Genomic DNA, 23,857 nt, shown 5'->3' with positions numbered 1-23,857 from the left:
ACCATGACCGATCCGGTTTATCAGAACTTCATCGACAACGCGTTCGTCGCCAGCGAGGCGCTGATCGAGGTGCACAACCCGGCCAATGGGCAGTTGCTCGGCCGCGTGCCGGAGTCGCCCGCCGAGCAGGTCGAGCGGGCCATCGCCGCAGCGCGCCGGGCGCAAAAAGGCTGGGCCGCGAAAACCGCCCTCGAGCGCGCCGGCTACCTGCGCCAGCTCGCCGCCAAGGTGCGCGCCAACGCCGAGCGCCTGGCGCGCATCATCACCCAGGAGGGCGGCAAGGTGCCGAGCCTGGCCCAGGTGGAAGTCGATTTCACCGCCGACTACCTGGACTACATGGCCGAATGGGCGCGGCGCCTGGAAGGCGAGGTGCTGACCAGCGACCGTGCCCAGGAACACATCTTCCTGATGCGCAAGCCCCTCGGCGTGGTGGCGGGGATCCTGCCGTGGAATTTCCCGTTTTTCCTGATCGCCCGCAAGATGGCCCCGGCCTTGCTGACCGGCAACACCATCGTGATCAAACCCAGCGAGGAAACCCCGATCAACTGCTTCGAATTCGCCAGGCTGGTGGCCGAGACCGACCTGCCGGCCGGGGTGTTCAATGTGGTCGGTGGCAAGGGCGCCAGTGTCGGCCATGGCCTGTCGAGCCACGCCGGCATCGACCTGGTCAGCTTCACCGGCAGCGTGGCCACTGGCGCGCGGATCATGGCGGCGGCGGCGCCGAACATCACCAAGCTCAACCTGGAGCTGGGCGGCAAGGCCCCGGCCATCGTCCTGGCCGACGCCGACCTCGACCTGGCGGTGAAGGCCATCGTCGCCTCGCGGGTGATCAACACCGGCCAGGTGTGCAACTGCGCCGAACGCGTGTATGTCGAGCGCAAGGTGGCCGATGCGTTCATCGACAAGGTTGCCCAGGCCATGGCCGCCACCCGTTTCGGCGACCCGTCGCGCCAGGCCGACCTGGACATGGGCCCGCTGATCAACCAGGCCGGGCTCGACAAGGTGGCGCAGATGGTGCGCACGGCGGTCGGGCAGGGCGCGCAGGTGGTAACCGGAGGCCAGGTCGCCGACCTGGGCGCCGGGTTCCATTACCAGCCGACGGTGCTGGCCGGCTGCAAGGCCGACATGGAGATCATGCGCAAGGAGATCTTCGGGCCGGTGTTGCCGATCCAGGTAGTGGACGACCTGGACGAGGCGATCGGCCTGGCCAACGACAGCGAGTACGGGCTGACCTCGTCGCTCTATACCCGCGACCTGAATGCGGCGCTCAAGGCCTGCCGCGAGATCGACTTTGGCGAGACCTACATCAACCGGGAGAATTTCGAGGCCATGCAGGGCTTCCATGCCGGGGCGCGCAAGTCCGGGATCGGCGGGGCCGATGGCAAGCATGGGTTGTACGAATACACCCGCACCCAGGTGGTTTACATCCAGGGGTAAGCCTGTACCGGCCTCTTCGCGGCTAAAGCCGCTCCTACAGCAATGCAGTGCCCCTGTGGGAGCGGCTTTAGCCGCGAAAGGGCCAGCCCTGTCAATCCAACTGGTTCGGTTGAACGATCCCGTAGCGCTTCATCTTCCTGTACAAGGTCGACCGCGATATCCCTGCCGCCTCCGCCGCCGCACTCATGTTCCAGCGCTCACGCCGCAACACCTCCAGCAGATGCCGTGCCTCGACATCCCCGACCTGCTGCTCCAGTGCCAAAGGGCTGGCAACCGCAACACGTTCCAGCAATTCCTCTGGCAGATCGGCCAGCTCGATGACGCCACCTTCAGCCAATGCCACCGCCTGGCGTAGCGCATTGAGCAACTGCCGCACATTCCCCGGCCAGGCATGCGACAGCAAGCAGTGCCGCGCGTCATCGCTCAAGCGCAGCTCGCCTGACAAACCCGCCAACAGCGCCTCGATCAGTTCCCGCCGGTCACTGCGCTCACGCAACGCCGGCAGCCTCATGCGCAACCCGCACAAGCGGTAATAAAGGTCCTCGCGAAAGCGCTGCTGGGCGATCATCGCCGGCAGATCCTGGTGCGTCGCCGAGATCACCTGCACATCCAGCCGTACCGGCCTTTCGGCGCCCAATGGCACCAGCTCGCGCTCGGCCAGCACGCGCAGCAGCCGGGTCTGCAGGTGTGCTGGCATGTCGCCGATCTCGTCGAGAAACAACGTGCCGCCATTGGCCTGCTCCAGCTTGCCTTTCATGCCCTTGCGGCTGGCACCGGTGAAACTGCCGGCACGGTAGCCGAACAGCTCGCTTTCGATCAGCGATTCAGGGATCGCGGCGCAGTTGAGGGCCACGAACGGTTCGCCACGGCGTCGGCTGGCCTGGTGCAGGGCGCGGGCGAAGGCCTCCTTGCCGGTGCCGGTTTCGCCGTTGAGCAGGATGGCGATGTCCTTGTCCAGCACCTTGCGCAGGCGACGCACGCCTTGCTGCAACTGCGGGTCCTGGCCGGCCAGTTGTTCGAGGCCGGGATGCTCGCCGCGCACCGGTGTGTGCGGCGCCTGGGCCGGCTGCCGGTAGCCGGCGGGCACGCGCAGGCCGACCTCCAGCAAATGCCGTTGGTCGTGGCTGCGCAAGTGCGTGCCACGGGCGCCGCCTTGGGTGAGGTCGAGCAACCGATCGATGTCGGCGTCCAGCAGTCGGTCGATGCGCTGGCCGAGCACGGTGTCACCTTGGGCCAGGAATGCCGCGCGATTGGCGCCAATCACCCGGCCGGCCTCGTCCAGCGCCAGCAGTTGTTCGGCGGCCAGGTCGGCGAAGCCGTCGCAGGGCTTCAGCGCCAGGGTCAGGCGGTCGCGGTAGCGCTGGCGGAAGTGGCTGTTCTCGATCAGCCGGGCATACAGGCTCACCAGGTGCAGGGTCAGGTGCTGGGCCTGCTTGGGGCCGTCGTTGTACAGGCAGGTGGCATTCAGGCAGCCGAGCAGTTGATTGTGCGCGTCGAAGATCGGCGACACCGAGCAACTGAGCCGGGCATTGGCGGCCAGGAAGTGTTCCTGGCGGTGGATGGTCAGGGCCTGCTGCGCGGCCAGTGCGGTGCCGATGCCGTTGGTGCCGGCGATGGCCTCGTCCCAGCGCGCCCCGACCACCAGCCCGGAGCGGGTGTAGCGCTGGGCATCGGCGGGCAGGCGGGCATCCAGGGTGATGCCGTCGGCGTCACTGAGCAGCACGGCAAAGCCGGCGTCCACCACGCGCCGGGCCAGGCCACTGACGCCCTGGCTGGCGATGGCCAGGTAGGCCTCGTGCTGGGCCTGGTGCTGGCGGATCTCGGCGGCGCTGAGGATGTTGTCGAGGTGACGCCGTTCGGGGTCGAGGCGGTGCTGAGTGATGCTACGATACCAAGACTCGGCGATCAGCGTTTCCGGCATCGGGCCACGGTCGCGGAAGTGGCAGTCGACGAAGGCGGCCAGTTCCCTGGCGCGGGTTTGAGCGGGCATGGGCGCTCCATGGGTTCTTGTTATTCGAGTGTGGGAAACCTTAGCTGGTTTTATCTTGCCTGTGCCGGCCCTTTCGCGGGTGAACCCGCGAAGAGGCCAGCGAAGCTAGCCAATCAACTCCAGGGCTTCTGCAAGGCCCAACGGCCTTTTCATCCGCTGCGACAAGGTAGCCATGGCATCCGAATATCCCATGGCCACCACCGCCTCGACCTGGTCCCCTACACACTGCAACGCCACGAAATCACCTTTCTCCGGCTCCCCGACAAACTCGATCCGCTCCCAGTTCCGCGCATGACCCAGCACTTCATAGGTGCGCCCATGCTGATAGGTCCAGAAGAATGGCACGTCGTTGTAGCGGCGTTGCTCGCCCAGCATGTTGGCGGCCGCAATCACCCCGTGTTGTTGGGCCAGGCGCCAGTGCTCGATGCGCACGGGCTGGCCGGCATGGGGAAACCTGGCGATATCGCCGGCCGCCCACAGGCCTTCGGCGGCCAGCAGCTCGGCCGTGACCGGCAGCGACTGGTCATCGGCCAACGCAACCCCATGGACGAACGCGGTGGCCGGCCTGACCCCGGTGCCGAGCAGCACCAGCGTCGTCGGCAAGCGCTCGCCATTGGCCAGTTCCACGGCCTCGACCCGCTCATGCCCGAGCACCCGTCGCACGTCGGTGGGGCCATGGAACAGCACGCCCTTGCGTTCGTGCAGCGCACGGATGTTGCGGCCGATGCGTTCCCCCAGCTGCTTGGCCAGCGGCACCTCGTGACGCGTGACCACATGCACCTGCGCGCCATAGGTGCGCAGGGCTGCCGCCGCCTCCAGGCCGATGAAGCCATCGCCGACGATTACCACCGGCTGCCCGGGCTGCGCCGAATCCAGCAGGCAGGCGGCATCCTCGCGAGAACGCAACGTCATCACACCCGTCAGGTCGGCCCCCGGAATGTCCGGGCGCAGCGGCTTGCCGCCAGTGGCCAGCAGCGCCGCGTCGTAGCTGAGGTGCTGGCCGTCGGCAAGGGTGATCTGGCGCTTTTTCGCATCCAGCGCCCGGACCTTGCCGAAGCGCCGTTCCAGGTGCCCCTTGCGCAGCTGGTCGGGCTCCAGCAGGGCAGGCACTTCATCGGGCAGCATCTCGCCGGCAATGACGAACTTGCTCAAGGCGGTACGGTCGTAGGCCGGTTGCCGTTCCTGGTCCAGCCAGATCAGGTGGCCACCGAAGCCATGGGCCAACAGGGTGGCGACCGCAGCCGACCCGGCGGCACCGGCGCCGATCACCACGAAGGTGCGCGCATCGCTGTGGCGGGGCGGTTCGCTGTGCGGCAGGGGCTGGTCATCGACCCACACCTCGCCGTCCTTGACCCAGGCCCGGTAACGGCACAGGTCGAGCAGGGCCGGCGGCTCGCAGACCGCACCTTCGTCGACGGCGAAGGCGGCCTTGTGCCAGGGGCAGACCAGCAGGCCGCCGCAAACCACGCCTTCTTCCAGCGGGGCGCCGGCGTGCGGACAGTTGCCTTGGTAGGCATGGACCTGGTCGCCCTGGCGGATGAGGATCAGTTCTTCGTTGCCGGCCTGGACGCGCAGGGGGCGCCTGGGGTCGAGCTGGTCGAGGCGGGCCACGGTGTGCTGGGTCATCTGGCTTCTCCAAAGGGGCCTTTGGAACCATTTGACGCTTGGCAGGAGGGAGGGATGCGTTGGGCTGACGATCGGTGGGGAATTGTGCTGGCTTGTTCGCGGGCAAGCCCGCTCCCACCGGGATATGTGGGAGCGGGTTTACCCGCGAATGGCTCAATTGGCCCGTGCAGTACTCAAGGCACTCGCCCGGGAAACCCGCAGGGCCACCAGGCTACCCAGCACGATCAACGCTGCCAGCGAGTACAACGCGGCATCGGTCGAACCCGTCTGGTCCTTGATGAACCCCACCAGGTACGGGCTGAGGAACCCGGCCATCTGCCCCACCGAGTTGATGATCGCCAGGCCCGCCACCGCTGCACTGGCGCTCAGCAGTGCGGTCGGCATCGGCCAGAACATCGGCAGGCCGGTGAGGGCGCCCATGGTGGCGATGGACAGGCCGAGAATGGCCAGGGCCGGGGTGCCGGCGAAGTTGACCGCGATCAGCAGGCCGACAGCGCCCATCAGCATCGGTACCACCAAGTGCCAGCGGCGTTCGTTGCGCAGGTCCGCCGAGCGCCCGCAGAGGATCATGAACACCCCGGCCAGCAAATACGGGATGGCGCTCAGCCAGCCGATCAGCAGAGGGTTGTCGAAGCCCATGCTCTTGATGATCGACGGCAGCCAGAAGTTGATCGCGTACACGCCGCTCTGGATGCAGAAGTAGACGAAACCGAAGGTCCAGATCAGCGGGTTGGTCAGCACCGCCAGCACGCTGTCGCCGGTGGTTGCGGGCTTGCTGGCGGCATCGGCGGCGAGGTCGGCGGCGATCAGCTGGCGTTCGGCCGGGCTGAGGAAGGCGGCGTTCTGGTAGCCGTCGCTGAGCAGCTTGATGGCCAGTACGCCCAGGACAACGGTCGGCAGGCCCTGGATCAGGAACAGCCACTGCCAGCCGGCCAGGCCATGCTGGCCGGCGGCGAAGTGCTCGAGGATCCAGCCGGAGAACGGCCCGCCCAGCAGCCCCGAAACCGGGATCGCCGACATGAACAGGGCCATGATGCGGCCGCGGCGGTCAGCCGGGAACCAGCGCGAGAGGTACAGCACCACACCGGGGAAGAAACCGGCTTCGGCAGCGCCGGTCAGCAGGCGCAGGGTGTAGAACTCGGTGGGCGTGGTGACGAACAGCAGGCAGGTCGACAGGCTCCCCCAGGCGATCATCATCGCCGCGATCCAGCGCCGCGGGCCAAAGCGGTTGAGCGCCAGGTTGCTCGGCAGGCCGCAAAGCACGTAGCCGATGAAGAAGATGCCGGCGCCGAGGCCGTACACGGTTTCACTGAACTTCAGGGCGTCGAGCATCTGCAGCTTGGCGAAGCCGACGTTGACGCGGTCCAGGTAGTTGAACAGGTAGCAGATGAAGATGAACGGGATCAACCGCAGGGTGATGCGCCGGTACAGCGCGTTGCGGGTGGTGTCGGTGCCTTGGTCAGGGGCGGGGCTGTGTGCCATGATCGGGATCTCTGTTGTTATGTTTATTGCCGCGTCGCCTGTGCCGGCGCTCGCCCTGACGAGTCTCGGGGAGTGTGACGTGGCTGTCTTTGTGCGTTTGCACAGCTTATCCTGCAGGGCGCTGTGCCGCCGTACAAAAACCGCTGATAAAGGATCGCTGAATGTTCGAACTGGACCATGACCTGGCACAGGATATCGTCGACCGGGCGATGGCTATCCTGCCGTGCAACGTCAACGTCATGGACAGCCAGGGCCTGATTCTCGGCAGTGGCGAGCCGGAACGCATCAACACCCGCCACGAAGGCGCGCAACTGGTTCTGGCCAACGGCCGTGTGGTCGAGCTCGATAGCGATGCGGCCAGGTGCCTGAAGGGCGTGCAGCCCGGGGTCAATCTGCCGTTGATGCACGACGGCCGGTTGATTGGCGTGCTCGGGCTGACCGGCGAGCCGCAGCAGTTGCGCACCTATGGCGAGCTGGTGCGCATGACCGCCGAGATGCTCCTGGCCCAGCGCCACCAGCAGGCCGAGCAGCAATGGCGACGCCAGCGTTGCGATGACCTGCTGGCCTTGTTGCTCGGCGGCAGTGGCGATTCGACGCGGCTGCTGGACGAAGCGCAACAGTTGGGCCTCAAACCACAGCTGCCACGGGTTCCGTGCCTGTTCGAGCTGCGCGCCGGGCCGCCCGCCGAAACCTTGGCCGCCTGGTTGATGAGCCGTTACCCGGAAAGCTGGTGCGTCAGCCCAGCCCGCGAATCACTGCTGTGGTGCCGCGCGGCCGGCCTGGTGCTGGATGAAACGCGGCTGATCGAGCGCCTGCGCCGTCACGGCTGGGAGGTCGAGCGCCTGGCCATGGGCGCCGCCGCCCATAGCCTGGAACAACTGCGCCGAGGTTACCGGCGGGTTCGCGACCTGCTGGCCTACGGCCGCGAGGTGCTGCCCGGCGAGCAGTTGCTGAGCCTGAGCCGCTACCGCTTGCCGGCCTTGCTCTGGCGCCACCGCAACGAAGACGCCCTGGATGAACTGCTGGAGCCGTTGCAGCGGCTGCGCAGCAGGGATGCCAGTGGGCAGTTGCTGGCGACCCTGCGCGCCTGGTGCGCCCACGATGGCCAGAGCCAGGCTTGCGCCGATGCCCTGGGCATCCACCGCAACAGCCTGCGCTACCGCCTGGAGCGCATCGCCGAGCTGGGCGAGGTCGACCCGCAGCGCCTGGAGGGCATGCTGACGCTGTACCTGGGCTTGCAGTTGCTGCCGCCCGCGTGAGCGCGACAAAGCAATTGCCCAAATAACCTTGGCCGGCCTTTGTGCATCCGACTAACGCCTCCTGGCCACGCAGCTGTCAGCATGCCGCTTATCTGGACAGGAGAATCCCCATGAAGATCGTCATCGCCCCCGACTCGTTCAAGGACAGCCTCGACGCTGCCGGCGTCGCCCGCGCCATCGCCAGCGGCCTTGCCGAGGCCTTGCCGAGTGCCGAACTGGTCGAGTGCCCCATGGCCGATGGCGGTGAAGGCACCATGGACGCGATCCTCGCCGCCAGCCACGGCGAATTGCGCCGGCAGACCGTGCGCGGGCCGCTGGGGCAGGGCGTCGAGGCTGGCTGGGGCTGGCTGGCCGACAGCCGCACGGCGGTGATCGAGATGGCCCAGGCCAGCGGCATCCAGCTGGTGCCGAGCGGCCAGCGCGATGCCTGTCGCAGCAGCACCTGGGGCACCGGCGAGCTGATCGCCGCAGCGCTTGCCGCCGGGGCGAAACGCATCGTTCTGGCGATTGGCGGCAGCGCCACCAACGACGGCGGCAGCGGCATGCTGCGGGCGTTGGGCCTGCGCCTGCTGGACGCCGATGGGCAAGCACTGGAAGAAGGCGGCCTGGCCTTGGCCAGGCTGGCACGTATCGATGCCAGCGATCTGGACCCGCGGCTGGCCGAAGTGCAGGTAGAGGTGGCAGCGGACGTCGACAACCCGCTGTGCGGTCCCAATGGCGCTTCGGCGATCTTCGGCCCGCAGAAGGGCGCCACCCCCGAGCAAGTCCAGGCGCTTGACCAGGCGCTGGGGCATTTCGCCGATCACTGCGCGCAGTTGCTGGGTGACGATGTACGCGAGTTCCCCGGGTGCGGGGCAGCCGGCGGCATGGGCTTCGCGGCCAAGGCGTTCATGGGCGCGCGTTTCCGTCCGGGGGTCGAGGTCGTGGCAGAGCTGGCCGGCCTGGATGCCCTGGTACAGGGCGCCGACCTGGTGATCACCGGCGAAGGGCGCTTCGACGCCCAGACCCTGCGCGGCAAGACGCCGATGGGCGTGGCGCGGGTCGCCAAGCGCCATGGCGTGCCGGTGGTGGTGCTGGCCGGCACCCTGGGTGAGGGCTATCAGCAGCTGTATGCCCATGGCATCGATGCCGCCTTTGCCCTGGCCAGCGGCCCGATGACCCTGGAGCAGGCCTGTGCCAACGCCGGGCAGCTGCTGCAGGAGCGGGCCAGCGACATCGCTCGGGTCTGGCGCTGCGCCAAGGCTTAGGTCCTTGGTGCCGCGTTGCGGCCCTTTCGCGACATGCAGGAGCGGCCTTGTGTCGCGAAAGGGCTGCGCAGCAGCCCCAACCCCAGCAAGGCAGCCCCCATCCCCGCCAACGGCAGATATTCCAGGCCGATCCTCTCGATCACCCAGCCGCCAAGACCTCCCCCCAGCGCCGTCCCCAGGTTGAACGCCGCAATACTCAACCCCGATGCAACGCCCGTCGCCTGGGGCGCCAACTGTTTGGCCAGGGCAATCAGGCGCAAGGTCGACAAGGTGACGATGGCGAAGAACAGCGCGCCCAGCCCCCCTACCAGCAGCATCACCGCCCAGGGCATTTCGCGCCCGACATGGAGCAGCCCCAGGTTGGCGGCCAGCCCAACCAACGCCACCGTCAGGCAGCGGCCCGTGTCGAAGCGGTCTGCGGCCTGGCCCGCCAGCAGGTTGCCGAGCAAGGTGGCCGCGCCGAACATCAGCATGGCCAGGCTCAGCAGGCGCACGCCACCGTGGGTGACTTGCAGCAGAAAGGGCGAAACATAGGTCAGGAAGGAAAACGTCGCCACGCTGACCAGCATGGCGATACCCGCTGCGGCCAGGATCGGCCGCCGCATCAGCGCGGTCAGGCCAGCCAGGCGCCCGCCTGCGGGCCGGGGCGGTGGCGCCTGCGCTGGCATCAGGTGGAGCAGGCCGACCAGGCTGAGTATCCCGAGCACGCCCAGCGCGACGAAAATCGCCCGCCACGACCACAGGCTGCCCAGCAGGGTGCCCAGCGGCACGCCCAGTGCCAGCGCCAGGGTCAGGCCCAGCCATACCAGCGCCAGGGCGCGCCCTGCGCGCGGCTCGTCGACCCGCTTGACCGCCACGTCGGCCGCCACCGCCATGAACACGCCATGGCCCAGGCCGATGACCAAGCGGATCAGGTTCACCGCCCAGAGCTGCTCGACCCAGGCGAACGCCAGGCTGCCAAGCGCCAGCACGGCCAAGGTCAGCGCCAGGACGTTGCGCTCGCGCCAGCCGAGCAGCAGCGCCGTCAGCAGCGGCGCACCGATGGCGGCGCCCAGGGCATAGGCGGCGATCGCCGAGCCGACGGCGGTGGTCGAGCTGCCGAGGTCGACGGCCATGGCCGACACCAGGCCGGCGACGACGAACTCGGACAGGCCGAAGGTAAAGGTACACAGGGAAAACACATAGATGACGATAGGCATGGGTGGCTTGATCTTCCGTGATATCAGGGTTCAGCAGCACTGTCGCCAGGCGCCGGCATCCAGGCTGACCCGCAGCGCCAGCTCCATCGCCTGGTCGCCATTCAGGCGCGGGTCGACCTGGCTCAGGTAACGCCGGCCAAGGTCGGCAGGCTGCAGCCCGGCGGCGCCCCCAAGGCATTCGGTGACCGCGTCGCCACTGGCTTCCAGGTGCAGCCCGCCAAGGCTGGAGCCATGCCGGGCATGCACGGCGAAGGCGCTGGCGATTTCCCCGAGGATGTCGTCGAAGGCACGGGTCTTGGTGCCGCAGGGCAGGGTGCGGGTGTTGCCGTGCATCGGGTCGCACAGCCACAGCACCCGTGCACCCTGGGCCTTGACCGCCTCGATCAGCGGCCCCAGGCGCGCTTGCAGATGGGGCCCCATGCGATGGATGAGGGTCAGGCGACCTGGCTCGTTGTGCGGGTTGAGCCGTTCGAGCAGGCGGCGCAGTTGCAGTGGGTCGGTGTCGGCCCCCACTTTCACTGCCACCGGGTTCGCCAGGCCGCGCAGGTATTCGACGTGGGCGCCGTCTGGCTGGGCGGTGCGCAGGCCGATCCAGGGCAGGTGCGTGGACAGGTTGAACCAGCGGCCGTCGACGTGTTGTCGGGTCAGCGCCTGCTCGTACTCCAGCAGCAGCGCCTCATGGGAGATGTACATTTCACGGTGCAGGAAGGCGCCGGGTTGCGAGCCTGCCAGGGTGCGCATGAAGCGCAGCGTGCCGTGCACCTCCGCCAGCAGCGGGCGCAGGCGGGCCTGGTCCTGGGCCTGGTCGAGCCAGGCCAGCGGCCACTGCCTGGGGTGCAGCAGATTGTCGATACCACCGGCCTGCAACGTGCGCAGGTGGTCGAGGGTCTGGGCAGACTGTTCATGGGCCTGCAGCATGCGCCGGGGGTCGGCGCGGCGGGCTTCGGGGGTGAAGTCCGGTTGGTTGACGATATCACCGCGATACGCGGGCAGACTCACGTCACCATGGCTCTCCCGGTCACTGGAACGTGGCTTGGCATATTGCCCGGCCAGCCGGCCGATTTGCACGATGGGCAATTGCAGGCCATGCATCAGCACCTGGCTCATCTGTTGTAGCAGTGCCACCTGCCGGCTGCTCTGGGCCAGGTCGTTGTCGGCGAAGCGCTCGGCGCAGTCACCGAGTTGCAGCACGAAACGCCGCCCCTGCTGGGCCTCGGCCAACAAGTTGCGCAACTGCAGGATGCGCTCGGCGCCCACCAGGGCCGGGCGTTGCCTGAGCGTGGCGAGGGCCTGTTGCAGCGCCAGTGGGTCGTCGTAGGTCGGTTGCTGGAGGGCAGGGCAGCGGCGCCAGCCCTCGATCGTCCAGGGGGCCTGGGCATCCGGCGCGGTGGCGGTGGGGGTCGGCATGGTGTGTCTCTCCTGAGGTGTCGTCGCTCGCTCTGCCCGAAGAGCAGGTGGCGGCGATAGTGCGCAGGGCGACCCTGGCTTGGGAAATACAAAAAATATCTTTGTCTGATATCCCACCGTAAATACGGAGTATTTCCTTAGTAATGAGTTGAATGTTCCTACGTTGGCGTGCGTATTGTTCGGCCACTGCCGCCGATTAATACCTTGCAACTATCACAGGCGGTTTCAAATAAGTATTTTACTTGGCACCGGCCCTCGCCAATTCTCTGCGCTGCTTATTCGAGAGGGCGAGTCGATGTTAGTTCACAGCGACCAGGATTACGGCGTGCTGAAGGACGCGGAGCGCGAGCTTCAGCTTCAGGCGGGGCACATTCCCGACGCCGCATTTTATGAACGCAAGTTGCAGGCAGTCTGGGCCCGTGCGCAACACGGTGCCCACTACGCCGATATCGGTGAATACCGTTATTCGGCATTCAAGGCATTACCGCTGACACCCAAGTCAGTGCTGAAAAGCCAACCGCTGAAGTTCTGCACCGTGGAACTCGGCGAGGCCGCCAAGTACTACGCCACCACCGGCACCACGGGCGAACCCACGCCCACTCCCCGGTTGAAAGAGGACATCATCTGGAACGCGGTCAGCGTCGCCAGCCACTGGCGCTCGGTGCTGCGCCCCGGGGCGCGGGTGGCCAACCTGATGCCGTCGGACATCGTGCCGGTGGGTGACCTGATCGCCAACGTCTGCGAATACCTGGATGTTTCCCACGTGCGGTTGTATCCGTTCACCACGGGTATCACCGACTGGGAGCGGGTGTGCAAGACCTTCGACAACTACCGGCCGACGGTGCTGTTCATTGCGCCGGGGGTGCTGGTGCAACTGACTCGCTACCTGAAGCAGCGCGAGCTGTTGCAGGCATTTGCCGGCTCGGTGAAGGCGATCATGTTGCTCGGCGAGGTCAATACCCGGCCGTTCCGCGAGCGCCTGGCGCGTTGGTGGCAGTGCGAGGTATTCGACGCCAGCTACGGCAGCACCGAAACCGGCACCCTGGCCGCCGTCGGCGACGACCAGCAGATGCGCCTGGCCACGGCCACCAATTACTTCGAACTGTTGTTGCCCGACGGCCGGCTGGTGACCCCGGCCGAAGGCCTCACCGGCCGCCTGGTGGTGACGCCGCTGAACCTGTATGCCCGGCCGCTGCTGCGCCTGGACACCGGCGACAGCGTGACCATCACCGCGCCCTGGGCGCCTGGGCGGGCCAGCCCGACCCTGCTGATCAACGGTCGCGACAGCGACAGCATCAGGGTGGCCGGGGTCGACCTGGAGATCCGCGCCGTGGAAGAAGTGGTGTACGGCAGCTGTGACGCCACCGGCTACGTGATCGAGGTCGATCGGCAAAACGACAGCGCCGCGTTGATCCTCGAGCGTGACGTCAACTGGGACAGTACCCAGGAAGCACAATTGCAGGCCCATCTCCTTGCGCGCTCCGAGCAATCCATGGGCCTGCGCTGGAGCCGCGTGCTGTTCGTCAACAACCTGTCGGCGCTGAACAAGAGCGGCGCCTCGCAGAAGAGCTGGAAGAAGACCAACCTGCGTTTCGTCGGGGGGCAGCCATGACCCCGCCACGTTTCCCTGCCGGGCAGGGCCTGGGCAATGGCCAGCCGGACCTCTGGTGCACCTATGCCGCAGTCCGCAGCCTGGCCTGGGTCGAGCGCCTCGATGGCGTCGACGTTCCCGGTCTGCAGGCCTATATCCAGTCACGCCGCAACCGAGACGGGGGTTTTGCCTGGAGCAAAGGCATGCCCTCGGATGCCTGGGCCACCTTCTACTGCACCGAAACCCTCGACGACCTGGGCGTCGCGGTCGACGGGCGGGAAGAGACCGCAGCCTGGCTGCATACCTTGTTCGATGGTCATGCCTATGCCATGTGCCCGGGCCAGACCGCCGATGCCTGGGCCAGTCACTATGCCCTGCGCACCCTGATCGAGGTGTGCCAGGGGCGGGCACGGGACGTCGAACCGCTGTACACCTGGCTCGACGGATTGCAGTGCGCCAACGGCGGCCTGAGCTGGTCCGCCGACTTCGCCCGGCGCGACGTGTCCGATACCCGCGCCTGTTTCTACGGCGTGATGGCAGCGCGTGCCCTGATTCGCCAGGGGCTGCCCGCGCCGCGTTGGGATATGCCGCGGCTGGTCGGCTGGTTGCAGGCACAGCAGCTGGACTGCGGCGGCTTCCGTTTCAGCGAGGCGGCGCAGGTGCCTTGCCTGTGGGCGACCTACCGCGCCACTGCCAGCCTTGCTGCCTTGCAGGCGCAACCCCTTGGCCGCCAGCGCTGTGCCGACTGGATCGATGGCCTGCGCGGGCCCAGCGGCGCCTTCGTGCGCTGGGCCGGCTACGACGGCGAGGATGTCTGGGCGGCGTTCTGCGCCGTGGGCTCGCTCAAGGCGCTCGGGGAGCCGGTGGCGCACCTGGCCGACGAGGTGGCGGCCTACATCGGCACCTTGGCCATGCCCCAGGGGGGTTATACCTATCGCCGGGCCGACACCGCAGCGGACGTGCTGAGTACCGCTGCTGCGCTGCTCGGCGGCGAGCTGACGCCTGCCCGCCAGGCCCAGGCGCTGCAGTGGATCGAAGGCTGCCAGATGCCCAACGAGCCGGGGATCATGTACATGCCCGGGCGTGGCGCCGAGGTACGTTGCACCAACTGGGGGCTGGCGGCGGGTGCGTTCGCTGGTCAGCCGCAACCGCGCAAGGCGATCGGCCGCTGGCTGGCTGCGCTGCAGAACCCCGATGGCGGCTTCGGTTTCTGGGAAGGGCGCGGTTCGGACATGGTGTCCACGGCCTCGGCCGTTTCGATCCTGCGTCACTTGAAGGATGACGGCGAGGTCGACCTGGCGGCCCTCGAAGGCTATGTGCTGAGTTGCCGCCAAGCCCAGGGCTTCGCCTCCTTCCCACGTGGCGAATGCTCGTTGCGTGCCGGGCTGCAGGCCCTGGGCTGCCTGGCCCATGTCGGGCATGAGGTGCGCGGCGAAGTCGCCCAGTTGCTTGCGGCGCACAAGGTCCGCCAGGGCGGTTTCGCCAACCAGGGCCAGCGCATTCCCGACCTGCTCAGCACCTACCAGGCCGTGGCGCTGGCCGCCGATCTCGGCTTGCCGGTGGACCTGGGGCACCTGCGTTTCTTCCTCGACAAGGTGCGCGGTGCGGCGGGCCACGCCTGGTCGCCGCTGTTCCTGCAAGGGGTGGATGGCTTGTCGGCCTGCCTGGGGCGGCTGCTCGAAGCCTTTGCCGCGGGCCGGCGTCAGCGCCTGCCCAGCCTGCAACTTTCCTGAGGAGCGTCAATGCCGACCCTCGATGTTTCCTGCGCGCCGCTGCAACCGCTGGCGCGCAAACGCCTGGCCCTGGCCTTAACCCGCCAGCTCAAGGCCCTGGGCGCCGAGAGCGCCCACTGCATGGTGTTCTTCAAGCCTCTGCCAGAGGGCTGCGTGTTCAGTGCCGGCATGCCCCTGCCCACCGCCGACCGCGAGGGCCTGCCAGCGCAGTTCCATGTGCGCGTCACCTTGTCGGCGGCCCGTGACCGGCAGGCCCATGAGGCGCTGGCTTCAGGGCTACGGCAGTGCCTGCACGCGCAGTACCCGAATGCCTTCATCTACCTGCAATTCGACCCGATCCAGCCCGAACACGTGTACTTCAGTGCCGGGCCGGACTTGACCAACGCTGCCAACCCACAAGGAAAAACCGGCTCGTGAGCGACCTCAGCATTGAACAACGCATCCGTCACACCCTCGGCCAACTGCTGGGCGAGGAGGTGACTGCCATCGACAAGAACGCCAGTTTCCGGGACTTTCTCGGTGAACGCTTCGACAGCCTGATGGCCGTCGAGGTGATCACCGCCATCGAAGGTTGCTTCGAATTCGAGGTGGACTACCTGAGCGACGACGTGCGCTTCTGGTTCGAGACCCTGGCCAGGCTGGAGCAGTTCGTCGGCGAGAAGCTCGAAGACCAACGGACCCTGGAGTGCGCCGAGTGAGCGCCGAGCAGCGTTTCGCAACCTCCGGTTCCACCGGTGCGCCGCGTCAGTGGCTGCGCAGCCAGGCTCAGATGGAGCGCGAGGCGGCGCTGATCCTGGGCCGTTGGGCGCCTGATGTGCAGGACATCTTCAGCTTCGCGCCGGTGGCCCACAGCTACGGGATGATCCTCGGTGCGGTAGGCGCCCAGGTCATGAACGCCAGGCTGCAGGCCTGTTCCCTGGAGCAGCAGCGCCTGCCGGCCTTCGATGGCCAGGGGCCGTGCGTGATCCTCGCCATTGCCAGCACCTGGCGCCTGCTGCCGGCGCTGCTGGCGAAATGGTCGGGGCAGCGCTCGGTACTGGTGGTGCACAGCGCCTCCTTGCTGCCGCCGGACGCCCTGGCCACCGTGCAGCGGCACGCCGGCGCCCGGGTGCGTTTCGTCGAGCTGCTCGGCGCCACCGAAACCGGGGCCATGGCGTTCCGCGAGCTGGACGCGCAAAGCCAGGCCGACCAGCCCTGGACCCTGCTCGACGACGTCACCTTGCTTACCCCGGTCGGCCAGGCCGGCGCCCTGGCCGTGGCCAGCCCGCGCATTGCCCGGGAACAGGGCCAGCCAAGGCCTGCGGCCAACCACCACTGCGATGACCAGGTATTGCCGCTGGACCTACGGCGTTTCCAGTGGCTGGGCCGGGCCAGCAGCCTGATCAAGGTCAATGGCCTGCGCCTGGACCTGGCGCGCCTGGCCAACGACCTCGGCCAGCGCCTGGCCTGCCCGACCCTGGCCTGCGTCGCCGTGCGCGACGCCCTGCGCGGCGAAGCCTTCGAGGTGCTGTTCAGTTCCCCGACGCTGAGCGAGCGCGCCGTGCTCGACGCCTGCCAGCAACTGCCCCCCGGGCATCCACGGCCGGTCGCGGTGCGCCGCGTCGCCGACCTGCCGTTATCTGCCACCGGCAAGCCCCAACCGTGGGCGGCCATCACTTCTGTCAAGGAATACACCCATGACCCACGTTAACACCCAGGACACCATTGCCCAGTACCTCGCCAGCTGCGGCGCCGATGCCGGCAGCGGCCGCGAGCAGCCGGAATACCTCGGCCTCGGCCTGCGCAAGCGTCACCAGCTGCTGGAGCGCAACCCGGCACTGGCCGCCGACTGGGCCGTCGAGTATGCGGGCTGGCAGGTGCACGCCGACAGCCACTACCGCTGCCTGACCAGCACCCGTGCGGCCGACGCGCCGTGGTACCGCCTAGGCGTCAAGGACACCGTCGACGTCGCCGGCCTGCCGACGCGCCTGGGCCTGCGCAGCTACCGTCACTATCCGCAGCGCAGCGCCGCTGCACTGACCTTCCTCGACCCGCGCATCGCGCTCACCGCCAAGGTCGCCACCACCGAGCTGAACATCGCCTTTGGCGCCGGGTGTCGCAACCCGCATTTCCCCACCATCGACCCCTCGGGTTCCAGCACCGGCTCGGCCGTGTCGGTGGCCGCCGGCCTGTGCGACATCTCGCTCGGCACCGATGTGCTCGGTTCGGTGCGCTGGCCGGCATCGCACTGCGGCATGGTCGGCCTGCGCATGACCCACAAGGCCGAAAGCCTGGCCGGCGTGTTCCCGCTGTCGCCGCGCATGGATGCCCTGGGCTGGGTGACCCGCAGCGCCGATGACCTCGACCTGCTGTTGCCGCTGCTCGGCCTCGACGCGCTGCTGGGCCACCAGCAGCCGCTCAAGGAGCGTTACCAGGTGGCTGTCCTCGAGCATGCGCTCGACCCCGGCCTGACCAGCCCGGCGATGCTCGACATGCTCGGCCAGGCACGCACCGCGTTGGCCGACCTGGGCATGCACGCCGGCGAGGTGAGCATGCCTGACCTGTGGGCCTGCCGTGGCGACGCCTGGCAGCTGTGCGCGCGTGACGCCTGGCTGGCCTCCCAGGCCTGGATGCGCCGTTTCGACTGCGAGCTGCACTGGTCGACCCTGAGCGCCTTGGCGGTGGGCGAGGGCGTCGGCGAGGCGGAGTACCAGCGTATCCACCAGCGCATGGACACTGTGCGTGACGGCATCGATGCCTGGTTCGACTCGGCCGGGGTGGACTTCGTGGTATTCCCCATGGACCCCAACCGCCCGTTCGACCGCCGCAACCCGCAGCCCGGTGATTCGACCATCCCGTCGCCGGCCGACGAGGGTTATGCGCAGAAGATCAGCTTCACCCCGCTGGCCAGCTTCAGCGGCCTGCCGGCGATCACCGTACCGATTTGCCTCAGCGCCGATGGCAAGGCCCCGCTGGCGCTGCAGATCATGGGCCGGCGCGACAGCGAGCGGCAGCTGCTGGACATCGCCAAGCGCCTGCAAGCCGTCACCGGCCTGCTGCCTACCCGTCGCCTGCAGGTGTAAGGAGCCGACCATGTGCGGAATCACAGGCTGGGTGGACTACACCCGCGACCTCACCCAGGCCGGTACGGCGCTGGGTGCCATGAGCGACACCCTGGCCCTGCGCGGCCCGGATGCCAGTGGCCACTGGCAGTACCGGCATGCACTGCTGGGCCATCGCCGGCTGGCGATCATCGACCTCACCGGCGGCGTGCAACCGATGACCTTTCGCTGCGCAGGTGGCGCAGAGGTCACCCTGGTGTACACCGGCGAGGTCTACAACCACGATGCCCTGCGCGAGCAGCTGCGCCTGAAGGGGCATCAGTTCCAGACCCGCAGCGACACCGAGGTAGTGCTGCATGCCTACCTGGAGTGGGGCGAGCAGTGCAGCGAGCACCTCAGCGGCATGTTCGCCTTCGCCGTGTTCGACACGCGCGATGGCCACTTCCTGCTGGTGCGCGACCGCCTTGGGGTCAAGCCGCTGTACTACGCCCGGCACCAGCAGGGCCTGCTGTTCGGCTCGGAGATCAAGGCCATCCTCGCCCACCCTACGTTCAGCCGCGCGCTGGATGTGGTCGGCCTGGTGGATGCCTTGAGCCTTTCGCGCGGCACCACCCGCACGGCCCTGCAGGGCATCAGCGAGCTGCCGCCGGGGCACCGGCTGTCGTGGCGCCCCAGCGGCCAGCCGAAAATCACCCGCTACTGGCAGTTGCAGCGTCGCGAGCATCAGGATGACCTGCATGGCACCGTGGCGCGTACTCGCGCGCTGCTGGAACACGCCCTGGGTGAGCAACTGCACGCCGATGTGCCGGTGTGCTCGCTGCTCTCCGGCGGGCTGGATTCGACCCTCCTCACCGCCATGGCCCAGCAGCGCCTGCGGGCGGAGCAGGGCGGTACGGTCAACTCGTTCTCGGTGGACTTCGTCGGCCAGGCCGAGCAGTTCCAGGCCGACGCGTTCCGCCCCGAGCGCGACCAGCCCTATGCACTGGCCGCGGCCGAGTACATCGGCAGCCGTCACCAGACCATCCTCATCGACAACCGCGAGCTGGTGGCCGACCCTGCGCGCCTGGCGGTATATCGGGCCAACGACTCGGCGGCCACCTTCGGCGACGTGGACACCTCGTTGTACCTGCTGTTCAAGGCGATCCGCGGGCATTCCACGGTGGCCATCTCCGGCGAGGCGGCGGACGAGGTGTTCGGCGGCTACGCCTGGTTCCGCGACCCCGAGGCCATCGCCGCCCAGCGCTTCCCCTGGTTGTCGCGCATGCAGCTGTTGCAGCCGGCGCTGATCAACCCCGAGTTCAACCGCTTGTGCGATTTCGGCAGCTACCAGGACAGCTGCTATCACCAGGCCCTGGACAGTGTCGAGCACCTGCCCGGCGACAGCCCGCAGGAGCGGCGCATGCGCGAGCTGTGCCACATGCACCTGCAGCGCTGGCTGCCGATCCTGCTCGACCGCAAGGACCGCCTGAGCATGGCCGCCAGCCTGGAAGTACGCGTGCCGTTCACCGACCATCGACTGGTGGAATACGTGTACAACGTACCCTGGGCGATCAAGGGCAAGGATGGCGAGGAAAAGTGGCTGCTCAAGCAGGCCTGCGCGGACATCCTGCCGCCGGCGGTGCTGCAACGGCGCAAGAGCCCGTACCCGACCTCGGCCAACCTAGCCTACGAGCTGTTCCTGCGTGAGCGTGCGCGGCTGTTGCTCGCCGATGGCGGCAGCCCGGTGTTCCAGGTCATCGACCGCGGGCGCCTGGCCAGCGAGCTGCGCCAGCCTGAGGGGTACTTCAACTCGCAGTTGCGGCGCAACAACCTGGAGACGGCCCTGGCGCTGGAAGCCTGGCTGCGCGACTACCGCCTAGCGCTGTAGCTCGCGCTGATCGCTGCCATCCAGGATCACCGGATTCTGGATGGTATCGGCGAAGCGCCGTGGCGCGCCGAGGTCGAGCATGGAAATGAAACTGCCCAGGGCCGGCGAGGCATTCTGCAGGTTCCAGTTCATGTACAGGCCCATGGTCGGCGTGGGCTGGTCCTTGATCGGCCGGATCGGGCGGAACTGCACGCGCTCGCGCAAGGTGGAGTAGGCGATCGACTCCGGCACCAGGGCCACGCCGAAACCACAGGCCACCAGGCCGATCAGGGTATGGATCTGCGCCGCTTCCTGGACCACCTTGGGGTAGAAACCCGCCGACTCGCACAGGGCGATCAGCTGGCTGTGGTAGCCACTGCCCAGTGCCTGGGGGGTGAAGACGAAGTCTTCCTCGGCAAAGTCGCGCAGGTCGACCATCTTCTGCTGGGCCCTGGCATGGGTCGCCGGCAGGGCCATGACGATCTGCTCGTTGAGCAGCAGGCGCGACTCGATGGTGTCCGGTGGCATCGGCAGCTTGCGCATGAAGCCGATGTCCGCTTCACCGGCCATCAGTGCCTTGGCCTGGGACGCCGACGGCATTTCCCGGATGGTCAGGCGCACGTTCGGATAGATTTCGCGAAATTTCTTCAGGGTGTTGAGCAGCGATTCGTAGTAGGCGATGGAAATGGCGGTGATGGTCAGCTTGCCGCAGATGCCTTCGGAAACGTTGCGCGCGTACTCGATGCCCTGTTCCAGCTCCTTCAGGGTGCGGTAGGCGGTTTCCAGGAACGCCATGCCGGCAGCCGTGAGCTTGACCCCGCGCTTGTTGCGCAGGAACAGGCTGAAGCCGAGCTTTTCCTCGAGTCGGTTGATCGCCTGGCTCAGGGGCGGCTGTGCCATGTGCAGGCGAATGGCTGCCTTGTGAAAGTGCAGCTCCTCGGCCACGGCGATGAACTGCCTGAGCAAACGTGTCTCGATCATTCTACGTTCCTTCATCGAGTCGAACTGGCGCCGGGAGGGCGTTCTCCGGCGGCCGACCGCGCAAGGCGGCCATCATACGAGGTGGCATCGCGGCGACAAAGCCCCCAGCGGCACATGCCTTCTGTGGGGCTTCATGGGGGTTGGCTGAGGCACATCGGCAGGCAGTGGCCGGGAAGTGATATCCAACAGATATCAAAGTTGCATGCTTTTAATATTAAGTCATTGATTTTTTTATTGTTATCGTAAAAAAAGGAGAATCGGAAGGGCTCTACAATGCCAATTACAGACCCATTCAAGGGCAGAGTCGCCATCGTCACCGGCGCCGCCCAAGGCCTTGGCCTGGACTACGCCATGGCCCTGGCCGAGCGCGGCGCGCACCTGGTGATCAGCGACCTGGGCACTGACCGCGCGGGCGAAGGGCAAGACCCGAACGCCGCCAATACCGCGCTGCAAGCCATGCAGGCCCGTGGCTACAGCGTGGTCGCCCACACCGGCCAACTGGACAACGAAGAGGGCTGCCGCCAGCTGGTGGAGCTGGCCATCGAGCATTTCGGTGCGCTGGACATCCTCATCCACAATGCCGGCTGGGTCGATTACCAGGGCATCGAGAGCCAGGAGCAGGCCTTTCTCGAGCGCGCCCTGGGCATCAGCGTGCATGCGCCGGTGTGGCTGGCCAAGCATGCCTGGAAGTACCTCAAGCAGTCCCCCGCGGCGCGCATCGTCCTGACCACCTCGGACCGTGCCATGTACCAGCGCTATGCACAGCCGGGCCTGGTGGCCTACTCGGCGGGCAAGATGGCCCAGGTCGGGATCATGAACGCGTTGAGCATGGAAGGGCAGGAACACGGCATCCTGGTCAACGCCATCTCGCCGGTCGCCAAGACCCGCATGTGGGGCGTGACCCAGCCACCGGAGGAACTCAAGGCCGAATGGGTGACGCCGGGGGTGTTGTACCTGGCCAGCGCCCTGTGCCGCGACACCGGGTACATCCTGCGCGCCAGCAACGGCCAGTTCACCGCCACGCGCTTCAGCGAGAACAGTGGGGTCCGCTACCCGCGCGACCTTGCCCGGGTCGAGGCGTCCAGCCTGGCCGAGGTGGCCGAGCGCTGGAGCCGCATCAAGGAATGCAACTACGTGCCGGTGAAGATTGCCAACACCCGCGCCGACCTCGGCGAGAGCCCGGTCTGGGATGCACAGAGCGGCACCTTGTACTTCGTCGATATCACCGGTGGGCGGATCAACCGCCTGTCCGCCGAGGGCGAGGTGGAGCGTCTCTACGAGTCTGCCGCGCGCATCGGCGCGCTGGCACTGACCGAGCACGGCAACCTGATCTTCACCGAGGACGCCAGCGTCGCCATGCTCGACGTCGGCCCGGGCAAGGTCCGGCAGTATTCGGTGCCGGTGCACCATCGCTCCAGCTACCGCTTCAACGACGGCGCCTGCGACCCCCAGGGGCGCTTCGTCACCGGCCTGATGGACGAAGGGCCGAGCGGCAAGACCGGGGCCCTGTTCCGCTTCGATGCCGAGCTGCACGACGAGGTGATCCACGACGGCCTGGCGCTGCCCAACGGCCTGGCCTGGTCGGCGGATGGCAAGACAGTGTTCTTCGTCGATTCGGTCGAGCGTGCGATCTACCGCGCCGAGTACCTGGAAGAAGGGCGACTGGAAGAGCCCACGCTGTTCGCCGAGACGCCGGCCGAGCTGGGGCGCCCGGACGGCATCGCCCTGGACCGCGAAGGCGGCCTGTGGGTCTGCCAGTTCAACGGCAGTTGCCTGCTGCGCTTCGACCGCAACGGGCACCTGACCGATCAGGTGATGATGCCGGTACCGCGCCCGACCAGCTGCTGCTTCGGCGGCGAAAACCTCGACACGCTGTACATCACCACGGCGCGCGTCGGCATGTCGCCGGCCGAGCTGCGGCACTTCCCGGACGCCGGCGACCTGTACATGATTCGCCCGGAAGTGGCAGGCATTGCCCGATACGCCTTCAAGGAATGAGCGTCTGCGCCTGGCTGGCCGGTAACACGGCCAGCTCGCCGAAGCGCTGCGCCGCGTCGATGTAGCGCAGCGCCGACTTGGCATCCTTCCAGCCGACGTAGCTCATCAGCGATTTCAGCTCCCAGCCGTTGGCCGTGGCCCAGGTGGCGAAGCCCCGGCGCAGGGAGTGGCCGGTGTACAGGGCCGCAGGCACCCCGGCGCGTTCCAGCATGCGCCGCAACAGGCCGATCAGGCTGTTGCTGTTGAGCGCTGCCTCGCCCAGGTTGCCCCAGCGGTCGAGCTTGCGAAACACCGGGCCATGGGCGATGCCGGCCACCTCGATCCATTGCAGGTAGGCGCTGACCGGGCACAGCGCCTTGAGCGCCGGGGTGCGGTGCTGCACGCCGATGGCGTCGCGGTCGCCCTTGCTGCGTGGCAGGAACAGGCTGATGCCGACGCCCGCTTCAGCCTGGATATGCTCGACGCGCAGGCGCGCCAGTTCATCGCCGCGAAAACCCCGCCAGAACCCCAGCAACAGCAGGGCGGCATCCCGCCGGGCCCGGCGCAGGGCAGGCAGGTCGTGGCATTCGCGGGCCTGGCGGGCTTCCTCCTCGAACTGTTCTACGGCGTGCTGCAGGTGTTGCAGCAATAACGGTGCGGCCTGCTTCGGTGGGGTCGGGTGCAGGGTGCGGATGCCGCGCAGCACCTGGCGCACCAGCGGGGCCTTGGTCGGGTCGGGAAAGCCCTGGCTGACATGCCACTGGCTGAGGGCCGCCAGGCGCTGGCGCAAGGTGCTGACGGCGTGCTGCTCGGCATGCTCGGCGAGGTAGCGGGCGATGCTCTCGGCGGTGGCCGGCAGGAACCCGCCCCAGTGCGCCTCGAAGTGCTCGATGGCCGCCTGGTAGCTGCGCCGGGTGTTGTCGCGGGTGGCGGCGCGGACGTAGCGCTCGATGTCGGTCATGGTGGTGGGGCCGGTTGCTGATGGCGACACCATACCGCTAAAGGGTTGGCCTGTCCCGGCCCTTTCGCGGGTAAACCCGC

Annotated in this window: 18 protein-coding genes and 1 pseudogene; 12 read left to right on the top strand and 7 right to left on the bottom strand. The window is 67.5% G+C overall.

Going from position 1 to position 23,857, the window contains the following annotated elements:
• The first annotated feature begins 3 nt into the window (after nucleotides 1-3).
• The gene (gene aldA / locus ACIP21_RS20940; RefSeq protein WP_400691672.1) at nucleotides 4-1,437 is read left to right on the top strand and encodes an aldehyde dehydrogenase; all 1,434 of its coding nucleotides are present in this window, start codon (nucleotides 4-6) and stop codon (nucleotides 1,435-1,437) included.
• 91 nt (nucleotides 1,438-1,528) lie between these two features.
• On the opposite strand, the gene ACIP21_RS20935 is transcribed toward aldA, so the two are convergent.
• From ACIP21_RS20935 to ACIP21_RS20925, 3 genes are all read right to left on the bottom strand, one after another.
• On the bottom strand, nucleotides 1,529-3,427 hold the full coding sequence (locus ACIP21_RS20935) for a sigma-54-dependent Fis family transcriptional regulator (RefSeq protein ID WP_400691500.1): 1,899 nt from the start codon (nucleotides 3,425-3,427) through the stop codon (nucleotides 1,529-1,531).
• A gap of 105 nt (nucleotides 3,428-3,532) precedes the next feature.
• Nucleotides 3,533-5,053: an FAD-dependent oxidoreductase gene (locus ACIP21_RS20930; RefSeq protein WP_400691497.1), complete on the bottom strand. Its 1,521-nt coding sequence runs from the start codon at nucleotides 5,051-5,053 to the stop codon at nucleotides 3,533-3,535.
• Nucleotides 5,054-5,206: 153 nt separating this feature from the next.
• Nucleotides 5,207-6,535, bottom strand: coding sequence for an MFS transporter (locus ACIP21_RS20925; RefSeq protein WP_400691495.1), 1,329 nt, complete (start codon nucleotides 6,533-6,535; stop codon nucleotides 5,207-5,209).
• 161 nt (nucleotides 6,536-6,696) lie between these two features.
• On the opposite strand from ACIP21_RS20925, the gene ACIP21_RS20920 reads away from it, so the two are divergent.
• Nucleotides 6,697-7,794 (top strand): sugar diacid recognition domain-containing protein, encoded by a 1,098-nt coding sequence (locus tag ACIP21_RS20920; RefSeq protein ID WP_400691492.1) that lies wholly within the window; start codon nucleotides 6,697-6,699, stop codon nucleotides 7,792-7,794.
• 110 nt (nucleotides 7,795-7,904) lie between these two features.
• Nucleotides 7,905-9,041, top strand: a complete 1,137-nt coding sequence (locus ACIP21_RS20915) for a glycerate kinase (RefSeq protein WP_400691489.1) — start codon at nucleotides 7,905-7,907, stop codon at nucleotides 9,039-9,041.
• On the opposite strand, the gene ACIP21_RS20910 is transcribed toward ACIP21_RS20915, so the two are convergent.
• Together ACIP21_RS20910 and ACIP21_RS20905 are read right to left on the bottom strand one after the other, a co-directional pair.
• The gene (locus ACIP21_RS20910) at nucleotides 9,038-10,240 is read right to left on the bottom strand and encodes an MFS transporter (protein WP_400691487.1); all 1,203 of its coding nucleotides are present in this window, start codon (nucleotides 10,238-10,240) and stop codon (nucleotides 9,038-9,040) included. The two genes, ACIP21_RS20915 and ACIP21_RS20910, sit on opposite strands and share 4 nt — an antisense overlap.
• A gap of 30 nt (nucleotides 10,241-10,270) precedes the next feature.
• A complete protein-coding gene (locus ACIP21_RS20905; RefSeq protein WP_400691484.1) occupies nucleotides 10,271-11,647 on the bottom strand; it encodes a 3-deoxy-7-phosphoheptulonate synthase class II in 1,377 nt (458 codons plus the stop codon).
• A gap of 295 nt (nucleotides 11,648-11,942) precedes the next feature.
• Here ACIP21_RS20905 and ACIP21_RS20900 point away from each other — a divergent pair, with 295 nt between their 5' ends.
• From ACIP21_RS20900 to asnB, 7 genes are read left to right on the top strand one after another with little or no spacing between them, the layout of a single operon-like run.
• Nucleotides 11,943-13,259 (top strand): phenylacetate--CoA ligase family protein, encoded by a 1,317-nt coding sequence (locus ACIP21_RS20900; protein ID WP_400691481.1) that lies wholly within the window; start codon nucleotides 11,943-11,945, stop codon nucleotides 13,257-13,259.
• A complete protein-coding gene (locus ACIP21_RS20895) occupies nucleotides 13,256-14,971 on the top strand; it encodes a prenyltransferase/squalene oxidase repeat-containing protein (protein WP_400691479.1) in 1,716 nt (571 codons plus the stop codon). The genes ACIP21_RS20900 and ACIP21_RS20895 overlap by 4 nt, the downstream gene beginning before the upstream one ends.
• A gap of 9 nt (nucleotides 14,972-14,980) precedes the next feature.
• Complete coding sequence (locus ACIP21_RS20890) at nucleotides 14,981-15,388, top strand: hypothetical protein (RefSeq protein WP_400691477.1); 408 nt, start codon at nucleotides 14,981-14,983, stop codon at nucleotides 15,386-15,388.
• Nucleotides 15,385-15,669: an acyl carrier protein gene (locus ACIP21_RS20885; RefSeq protein WP_400691476.1), complete on the top strand. Its 285-nt coding sequence runs from the start codon at nucleotides 15,385-15,387 to the stop codon at nucleotides 15,667-15,669. Before ACIP21_RS20890 ends, ACIP21_RS20885 begins: the two co-directional genes overlap by 4 nt.
• Nucleotides 15,666-16,661, top strand: coding sequence for an AMP-binding protein (locus ACIP21_RS20880; RefSeq protein WP_400691474.1), 996 nt, complete (start codon nucleotides 15,666-15,668; stop codon nucleotides 16,659-16,661). Before ACIP21_RS20885 ends, ACIP21_RS20880 begins: the two co-directional genes overlap by 4 nt.
• A complete protein-coding gene (locus ACIP21_RS20875; RefSeq protein ID WP_400691471.1) occupies nucleotides 16,648-18,033 on the top strand; it encodes an amidase family protein in 1,386 nt (461 codons plus the stop codon). The genes ACIP21_RS20880 and ACIP21_RS20875 overlap by 14 nt, the downstream gene beginning before the upstream one ends.
• Nucleotides 18,034-18,043: 10 nt before the next feature.
• The gene (gene asnB / locus ACIP21_RS20870; protein ID WP_400691469.1) at nucleotides 18,044-19,879 is read left to right on the top strand and encodes an asparagine synthase (glutamine-hydrolyzing); all 1,836 of its coding nucleotides are present in this window, start codon (nucleotides 18,044-18,046) and stop codon (nucleotides 19,877-19,879) included.
• On the opposite strand, the gene ACIP21_RS20865 is transcribed toward asnB, so the two are convergent.
• A complete protein-coding gene (locus ACIP21_RS20865) occupies nucleotides 19,868-20,839 on the bottom strand; it encodes a LysR family transcriptional regulator (RefSeq protein WP_400691466.1) in 972 nt (323 codons plus the stop codon). The genes asnB and ACIP21_RS20865 overlap by 12 nt on opposite strands.
• A gap of 273 nt (nucleotides 20,840-21,112) precedes the next feature.
• Here ACIP21_RS20865 and ACIP21_RS20860 point away from each other — a divergent pair.
• A pseudogene (locus ACIP21_RS20860) lies at nucleotides 21,113-21,760 on the top strand (SDR family NAD(P)-dependent oxidoreductase); the annotation flags it as partial.
• Nucleotides 21,737-22,837, top strand: coding sequence for an SMP-30/gluconolactonase/LRE family protein (locus tag ACIP21_RS20855; protein WP_400691669.1), 1,101 nt, complete (start codon nucleotides 21,737-21,739; stop codon nucleotides 22,835-22,837). The pseudogene ACIP21_RS20860 and the gene ACIP21_RS20855, both read left to right, overlap by 24 nt.
• Here the strand turns inward: ACIP21_RS20855 and ACIP21_RS20850 are convergent.
• Complete coding sequence (locus ACIP21_RS20850; RefSeq protein ID WP_400691463.1) at nucleotides 22,827-23,777, bottom strand: site-specific integrase; 951 nt, start codon at nucleotides 23,775-23,777, stop codon at nucleotides 22,827-22,829. The genes ACIP21_RS20855 and ACIP21_RS20850 overlap by 11 nt on opposite strands.
• Between the last annotated feature and the right edge of the window lie 80 nt (nucleotides 23,778-23,857).

It is taken from the genome of Pseudomonas sp. NPDC089401 (assembly GCF_044749485.1).
Classification (GTDB): Bacteria; Pseudomonadota; Gammaproteobacteria; order Pseudomonadales; family Pseudomonadaceae; genus Aquipseudomonas.
This window is presented reverse-complemented; position numbering and strand designations above follow the sequence as displayed.